9 protein-coding genes and 1 pseudogene are annotated in these 6,473 nt (G+C 73.4%); 5 read left to right on the forward strand and 5 right to left on the reverse strand.

The genetic code is table 11. The features are described from left to right. Positions 1-5 precede the first annotated feature (5 nt). Both RIN80_RS13005 and RIN80_RS13010 read left to right on the forward strand, forming a co-directional pair. Entirely contained in the window at positions 6-929 is a 924-nt protein-coding gene (locus RIN80_RS13005; protein WP_309095737.1) for a GNAT family N-acetyltransferase, read from the forward strand. Then, a complete protein-coding gene (locus RIN80_RS13010; protein WP_309095738.1) occupies positions 913-1,410 on the forward strand; it encodes a DUF402 domain-containing protein in 498 nt (165 codons plus the stop codon). The genes RIN80_RS13005 and RIN80_RS13010 overlap by 17 nt, the downstream gene beginning before the upstream one ends. Before the next feature lie 7 nt (positions 1,411-1,417). Here the strand turns inward: RIN80_RS13010 and RIN80_RS13015 are convergent, their stop codons facing one another. Beyond that, positions 1,418-2,047, reverse strand: a complete 630-nt coding sequence (locus RIN80_RS13015; protein ID WP_309095739.1) for a class I SAM-dependent methyltransferase — start codon at positions 2,045-2,047, stop codon at positions 1,418-1,420. A 139-nt stretch (positions 2,048-2,186) separates the two neighbouring features. On the opposite strand from RIN80_RS13015, the gene RIN80_RS13020 reads away from it, so the two are divergent. Next, complete coding sequence (locus RIN80_RS13020; RefSeq protein ID WP_309095740.1) at positions 2,187-2,327, forward strand: hypothetical protein; 141 nt, start codon at positions 2,187-2,189, stop codon at positions 2,325-2,327. 25 nt (positions 2,328-2,352) lie between these two features. Here the strand turns inward: RIN80_RS13020 and RIN80_RS13025 are convergent, their stop codons facing one another. Then, positions 2,353-2,814 carry a GNAT family N-acetyltransferase gene (locus RIN80_RS13025; RefSeq protein ID WP_309095741.1) on the reverse strand — a complete coding sequence of 154 codons (462 nt, stop codon included), beginning with the start codon at positions 2,812-2,814 and terminating at the stop codon, positions 2,353-2,355. Positions 2,815-2,995: 181 nt separating this feature from the next. Between RIN80_RS13025 and RIN80_RS13030 the strand changes: the two genes are divergently transcribed. Next, positions 2,996-4,054 carry a lytic polysaccharide monooxygenase gene (locus tag RIN80_RS13030; protein WP_309095742.1) on the forward strand — a complete coding sequence of 353 codons (1,059 nt, stop codon included), beginning with the start codon at positions 2,996-2,998 and terminating at the stop codon, positions 4,052-4,054. A gap of 67 nt (positions 4,055-4,121) precedes the next feature. Here RIN80_RS13030 and RIN80_RS13035 read toward each other — a convergent pair whose 3' ends face one another. Both RIN80_RS13035 and RIN80_RS13040 read right to left on the reverse strand, forming a co-directional pair. Beyond that, on the reverse strand, positions 4,122-4,982 hold the full coding sequence (locus RIN80_RS13035; protein ID WP_309095743.1) for an alpha/beta fold hydrolase: 861 nt from the start codon (positions 4,980-4,982) through the stop codon (positions 4,122-4,124). A 162-nt stretch (positions 4,983-5,144) separates the two neighbouring features. After that, on the reverse strand, positions 5,145-5,591 hold the full coding sequence (locus RIN80_RS13040; RefSeq protein ID WP_309095744.1) for a MarR family transcriptional regulator: 447 nt from the start codon (positions 5,589-5,591) through the stop codon (positions 5,145-5,147). An 89-nt stretch (positions 5,592-5,680) separates the two neighbouring features. On the opposite strand from RIN80_RS13040, the gene RIN80_RS13045 reads away from it, so the two are divergent. Further along, positions 5,681-6,055, forward strand: coding sequence for a cupin domain-containing protein (locus tag RIN80_RS13045; protein ID WP_309095745.1), 375 nt, complete (start codon positions 5,681-5,683; stop codon positions 6,053-6,055). Between the two features lie 16 nt (positions 6,056-6,071). Here the strand turns inward: RIN80_RS13045 and RIN80_RS13050 are convergent. Further along, positions 6,072-6,473 (reverse strand): annotated as a pseudogene (locus tag RIN80_RS13050) (hypothetical protein); the annotation flags it as partial.

The following is a 6,473-nucleotide window of genomic DNA, read 5'->3' on the forward strand; positions in this document are numbered from 1 at the left end:
CCTCCATGACCGTGATCGTGCGCGACCTGCGACCCGATGTCCGAGCCGACGCCGAGGGGTTCTCCACCACCCGCCGCCTGGCCCTCCCCTTCATGCTCTCCACGCCCGAGTCCGTGGTGCACACCCTGACCCACGCCCACCCGGACGCCCACTTCACCCAGCTCGTCGCCGAGGAGGACGGGGAGATCATCGGCACGGCCCAGGTCAGCGTCGCCCACGAGAGCCCGGAGCCCGGCCAGGGCTCGGCCAACATCTACGTGCGTCCCGACCGCAGGCACCGCGGCGCCGGCTCGCTCCTGCTGCGCACCGCCGAGGAGCGCCTCGCGGCGCTGGGGGTCACCAAGCTGTTCGCCTGGGTGCTGGACGAGCCGGAGAACCGCGCCTTCGCCGAGCGCCACGGCTTCCGGGCCAGCCGGTCCGCCCACTTCCTCCGCCTCGACCTGACGGCGGGCAGCCTGCCGCCCCGCCAGGCCCCGCCGCCCGGCGTCGAGCTGCGTACCGCCGCCGACTTCGCGGACGACCCGCGCCCGCTGTTCGAACTGGACGCGGAGGTGGTGTCGGACGAACCCGGCGACATCGCAGTGGAGTTCACCGACTACGCGGCGTGGCTGGAGGAGAACTGGCGGCACCCGCTGCTGGACCGCGACCTGACGACGGTCGCCGTCGTCGACGGCCGGCCGGCCGCCTTCAGCGTGGCGCACACCGACGGCACCCGCTACGGCACCGCCATGACCGGCACCGCCCGGGAGTTCCGCGGCCGGGGCCTGGCGAAACTCGCCAAGAACGACTCCCTGCACCGGGCGCGCGCCGCGGGGTACACGGAGGCGTTCACCGGGAACGACACGGGCAACGGGCCGATGATCGCCATCAACAAGTGGTTCGGGTACGAGATCGGCGCGACGGAGGTGCGCCATGTCCGCGAACTCTGACCGTCCCGCGCGGCTGGACGTGGTGCTCGTCAAGGCGGGCCGCACGAAGATCCGGTACGCCGGTGAACTCCTCGCGGACGACGGCACCCGGCTCGCCGTGCGGGCCTCCTGGGCGGGCGCCGGCGTCCGCGACTTCGGCTTCGCCCGCTTCGAGCCGGGGGACGTCTTCACCGAGTACTACTGGCGCGACCGCTGGTACGCGGTCAAGGAGGTCCGCTCCGCCACGGGCGCGCTGAAGGGCTGGTACTGCGACGTCACCCGCCCGGCCGTCCTGTCCGGTGCGGAGCTGGTCGTGGAGGACCTCGACCTGGACCTGTGGCGCTCCGCGGACGGCGCGGACGTGCGGCGCCTGGACGAGGACGAGTTCGCGGCGAGCGGCCTCGCCGCGACGGACCCCGTGGCGGCACGGGCCGCCCTGGCCGCGCTGGACGAGCTGGAGGCCCTGGCCCGCGGCGGCGGCTTCACCGCGCTGCTCGCCTGACGGCGGCTCACCGCACCGGCACGACCACCGCGTACCGCTCGTCCGTGACCTCCCCGCCCCACAGCAGCGCGTCGCCCGACAGCCGCTCCACGCGCACCCGCCCGGCGATCGGGGCGAGGAGGCCGGTGAGCCGCTCCGCCGGTATGCCCACCGGGTCGGTGCTCCCCCACACGCCCTCGACCAGCACGAGCCGTCCGCCCGGCCGCAGCAGCCCGTACCAGTGCCGCAGGGCACGGGCCGGGTCGGGCAGGGCCCACAGGACGTGCCGGACCAGCACGGCGTCGAAGCGCTGCTCCCCGACCGGCGGTGCCGCCGCGTCACCGACGAGGAACACGGCGTCACGGCCAGCCAGTTTCTCCCGGGCGAGCCGCACCATGGCCGTGGAGAGGTCCACGCCCGTCACCCGGTGTCCCTGCTCGGCGGCGAGGAGTGACAGGCTGCCCGTGCCGCAGCCGGGATCGAGGACGTCACCCGCGCGCCCGGGCAGCCAGCCGCGCAGCCGCTCCGCCCAGGCGCGGCGCACCTCGGGGTCGCGCAGCCCGTGGTCCGGCTGCTCGTCGAAGAGCGCGGCCCGCGCGTCCCAGTCCACGGCTGCGCCGGTGTCCGCCCAGGTCATCCCGTCACGGTCGTTCGCCATGGGCCCAAGAGTGACACCCACCACTGACACTCCCTTCGTGACGGCGGCCACAGACAGACCAGGAGCGATGAGGAACTCTCCCCCGAAAGGCCTACCTCCGTGAGAACGCGGAACCCGGTAGACCCTGAAGGAGGCAGCCATGCGCCGTGTGACCGTGCACAAGCCCCTGAAGAAGACCGACCTCCGCCGGATCCGCGAGGACGCCGACGCCGACGCGCGCCCCGCCGCGCGCCCGGAGGTCCGCAAGGACATCGCACGCACCTGGTGGCCGGACAGCTGACCGCACGGCGCCCTCGTGAGACGTGTCATGAGACGTGTCGGAGCAGCCGCTTGCGGTAGTGGACGCGGTCGTAGGGACCGTCGACGCGGCGCTCCACCAGCTCGTAGCCGTACCTCGGATAGATCTTCTGGTTCTCCCACATCAGCGCGTTCGTGTAGAGCCTGACCTCGGGCAGCCCCAGCGCACGCGCGCGTGCGTCCACGAAACGCAGCAGCCGCCGTCCCACCCCCGTGCCGTGCGCGACGGGGTGGACGGCGAGGGTGTCGAGGAAGAGGTGGTCCGCGAACGCCTCGACGGCCACGAGGCCGATCACCGGATTCCCGGTCACGAACACCTTCCCGGCGGCCACGTTCGCCGCGTGGTCCTCCTCCATGGGCTGCGGAACCCGGCCGATGCGCTCGACGTAGGGGCGGAAGGCCGCGTCGACCACGTCGGCGACGGCCCGCGCGTCGGCGGCGCCGGCCGGCCGGATCTCCTCGTCCGCCATGCCCTGACGGTACCTACCTGATGCCAGTCTGAGCACTCCCTTAACGCGACCATAAGGATCTCCTCCCCCCGTCCTCAGCAGGCGATTTCCCGCTCGCCGGGGACTAGCTTCGGATCACCCCACGGGATTCGGCCCGTTCGGGCCCGGCCCTGATCCACGCACCGTTTCGAGGAGTTCCCGCATGCCCGCACGCCGCACGGTAGCCAGCGTCGCCGCCCTCGGCGCCCTCCCGCTCGCCCTCACCGCGCTGACCGCCACGCCGGTGTCCGCGCACGGTTCGATGGGCGACCCCGTCAGCCGGGTCGCGCAGTGCTTCGGCGAGGGGCCGGAGAGCCCGAAGTCGGCCGCCTGCAAGGCGGCGGTGGCGGCGGGCGGCACCCAGGCCCTCTATGACTGGAACGGCGTCCGCATCGGCGACGCGGGCGGACGCCACCAGCAGCTCATACCCGACGGCAAGCTGTGCAGCGCGAACAACGAGCAGTTCAAGGGGCTCGACCTGGCCCGCGCCGACTGGCCGGCGACCACCGTGAAGAGCGGCGCGCACACCTTCAAGTACCGGGTGACGGCCCCGCACAAGGGCACCTTCAAGGTGTACGTCACCAAGCCCGGCTACGACCCGGCCAAGCCGCTCGCCTGGAGCGACCTGGACCTGCGGAACCCGGTGGCGACGTCCACCGACCCGGCGGCCACGGGCGGCTTCTACACCTTCTCCGGCAGCCTGCCCGAGCGCTCCGGCCGGCACGTGCTGTACGCGGTCTGGCAGCGCTCGGACAGCCCGGAGGCGTTCTACTCCTGCTCGGACGTCAGCTTCGGCGGTGGTGCGGCGGCCGGGGGCGGCGACACGGCCGGGGGCGGCGACGCGGCTGAGGGCGGCGGGGAGTCCGCGGGCGGGGGTGCCGCACCGGCCCCGTCCGCCTCCGCCCCCACCGAGGAGCAGATCGAGCAGGGCAACGACAAGTCGACGATCGAGCACGGCGGGCACGGCGACGACGACCCCAGCACCTCGGCGGAGCCCGCGTCGGCCCCGCGGGACACCACCCGGGACGAGACGGAGGCGGCCGCCCCCGCTCCCAACGCGCCGAAGGCGGCCGGTGCTCCGGCGAACCTCGCCGAGACCGGTGGTGACGGCAGCACCCCGTACGTCGCGATCGGCGGCGCCGCGGCGCTGGCGCTGGGTGCGTCGGCCCTGTTCCTGTCGGCCCGGCGCCGGGCCGTGAGCGGCGGGCGGCACGGCCGCTGACCCAGGGTCTCGGGGCCTGTCCGGCGGCTCAGGCCGGACAGGCCCCGAAACGTTTCCCTGACACGTGTCATTCGAACGCCGAGGCGCAGGTGGTGGGCGTGGCGCGGCCCGGGTCGAGGGCGTTGGCCACCTCGTGGAAGGCGATCCGGTCGAACAGCCCGACGGCCACGTGCTCGGACAGGTCCAGCGGGCACAGGTCCTGGAGCAGGACGTTGCGTACGTCCGGCCCGCTCAGGTACTGGGTGCGCCACGGTGTGACGACCTCGTCGTACTTGGTGGCGATGACGGTGTAGCGCACGCCGGGGACGGTGTCGCCGCCGGCGTTGAGCTTCTCCAGGAAGCCGGAGCCGGCGACCTGGTCGGCGAGGGCGGGCGTGTTCCGCGAGAGCAGGTCGGCGGCGCCCGGGAAGTAGGGCAGCAGGCGGGTCAGGCCGCCCAGGTCGGTGCCGTGGTTGCTGGGCGCGATGCCGACGAGGGCGTTCACCTTGGCGGCTCCGCCGAGGAAGCGCAGGTACCAGCGGGGCATCATGCCGCCCTGCGAGTGACCGACGAGGTCGGTCTCGGCGGCGCCGGTCGCGGCGAGCACCCGGTCGACGAAGTCCCTCAGCTGCGCGGCGGACTTCTCGACGGGCCCGAGGCCGTGGAAGAAGGGGACGCCTTCCAGCTGCCCGTAGTCGAGGGAGAAGACGCAGTAGCCGCGGACCTCGAGGTAGGGGGCGAGGCCGAGCCAGTTGTCGACGGAGTTCCCGAGGGTGCCGTGGACCAGGACGACGGGGCGGGGGTGGGCGGCGGAGGGCTTGCAGGAGTAGTCGTTCCAGCCGGAGCCCGGGGCACCGGCGGCCTGGGCGGTGGTGGCGGGGACGGTGACGGCCGCGGCGGTCAGCAGCAGCGCGGACAGGGGTCTGAGCACTCGTTTCCAGGGCAGCATCGGGTGATCTCCTTGCGGCTCAAGGGAGGTGCGACGGCACGACGCCCTGTGATCCGGATCACGGGATGCTGTTCACTCGTCAAGTTACGGGTGAGTAGTCAAAGGGGGAAGTTACGCGTCAGTAAAAACTCGCGGTGGCAACCGGCGCCGCCTGACGCTCCCTCACCAGGCGGGCCGCACGGGCCCGTGGGGCGCGATCCGCAGCAACTGCTCGCGCAGCAACCGCAGTCCGGGCTCCCCCAGCAGACCCTCCCACTCCCCCACGGCCTCGGCGGCCGCCTCCTCCGCGGCCCGGGTGCACTCCCATCCGCGTCCGGTCAGCACGACCAGCCGCGCCCGGGCGTCCCCGGGGTGCGGCCGCCGCTCGGCGTACCCCTTGCGGACCAGCTCGTCGACCAGCTGGCTGGCCGCCTGCTTGGTCACCCCGAGGTGGACGGCGAGGTCGGTGACCGTCGCGCCGTCGGGAGCGAGCCGGGCGCAGGCGAATCCGTGCGCGGGCCGCAGCCCTTCGAAGCCGCGGGCGAGGACGCCCTCGTGGATGCGGTGTGTGAGCCCGCCGGCGACGGCGAGCAGGGTGGCGGACAGGGCCATGGCCTCGGAGTTCTGCACGCCCGCATTCAAACACCCTTGACGCGGTGGTCAAGCGCCTTGACCATATAGTCAAGCAGCTTGACCATTACCGTTCCCCGGAGGCCGTCATGCCCGTCGTCCGTTCGTCCGAGGCCGTCACCCACGAGATCCACGGCGCCCGCTTCGTCTCCCACGCCACGCCCCGCAGCGGCAGCACGGAGCTGTGCGCCTGGCGCGGCGAGATTCCCGCCGGCCTCAGGGCACCGGCGCACACCGTCAACCGGGAGGAGATCTTCCATCTGCTCGACGGCGAACTGCTGATCACCCTCGACGGCCGCACCGAGCGGATCAGGGCGGGTGACACCGTGATCGTCCATCCTGGCGCCACCCTGACCGTCGAGAACCCCACCGACCGGACCGCGTACTCCTGGGTCACCACCTCGATCGGCCTGGAGGCACGACTGGCCGACGGCACCCGCATCACGCCGCCGTGGGCCAACTGACGTCAGGGGGACGGCTCTACGCCGCCGCCCCGCCCAACCCCCCGGGCATCACCGCCCGCGGCCCGAACTTCGCCCGCGCGCGGTCCGCGACCTCCTCGATGCGCCGGACCTTCTCGTCCACCGGGTCGAAGGTCAGCTGGTGGGCGGCCCGCTCGGCGGGGTCGAGCCCCTCGGCGCGCAGGGCGATCGCCCGCACCCGGGCGCGCTGCAGCCCGAGCGCCTCGTACATGCCGTACGCGGCCCTGGTCAGCGCCGGCGAGTGCGCGGTCGGTTCGGTCAGGGTGCGGCTGCGGGTGGTGGCCGAGCGGTCGGCGTAGCGCACGGTCAGGGTGAGCGAACGGCAGACCTTCTCCAGGGCGCGCAGCCGGGCGCCGATCTCCTCGGCGGCCGAGAGCAGCGCCCGGCGGTGCCGGTCCGG

It is taken from the genome of Streptomyces sp., assembly GCF_031181705.1.
Taxonomy (GTDB): Bacteria; Actinomycetota; Actinomycetes; order Streptomycetales; family Streptomycetaceae; genus Streptomyces.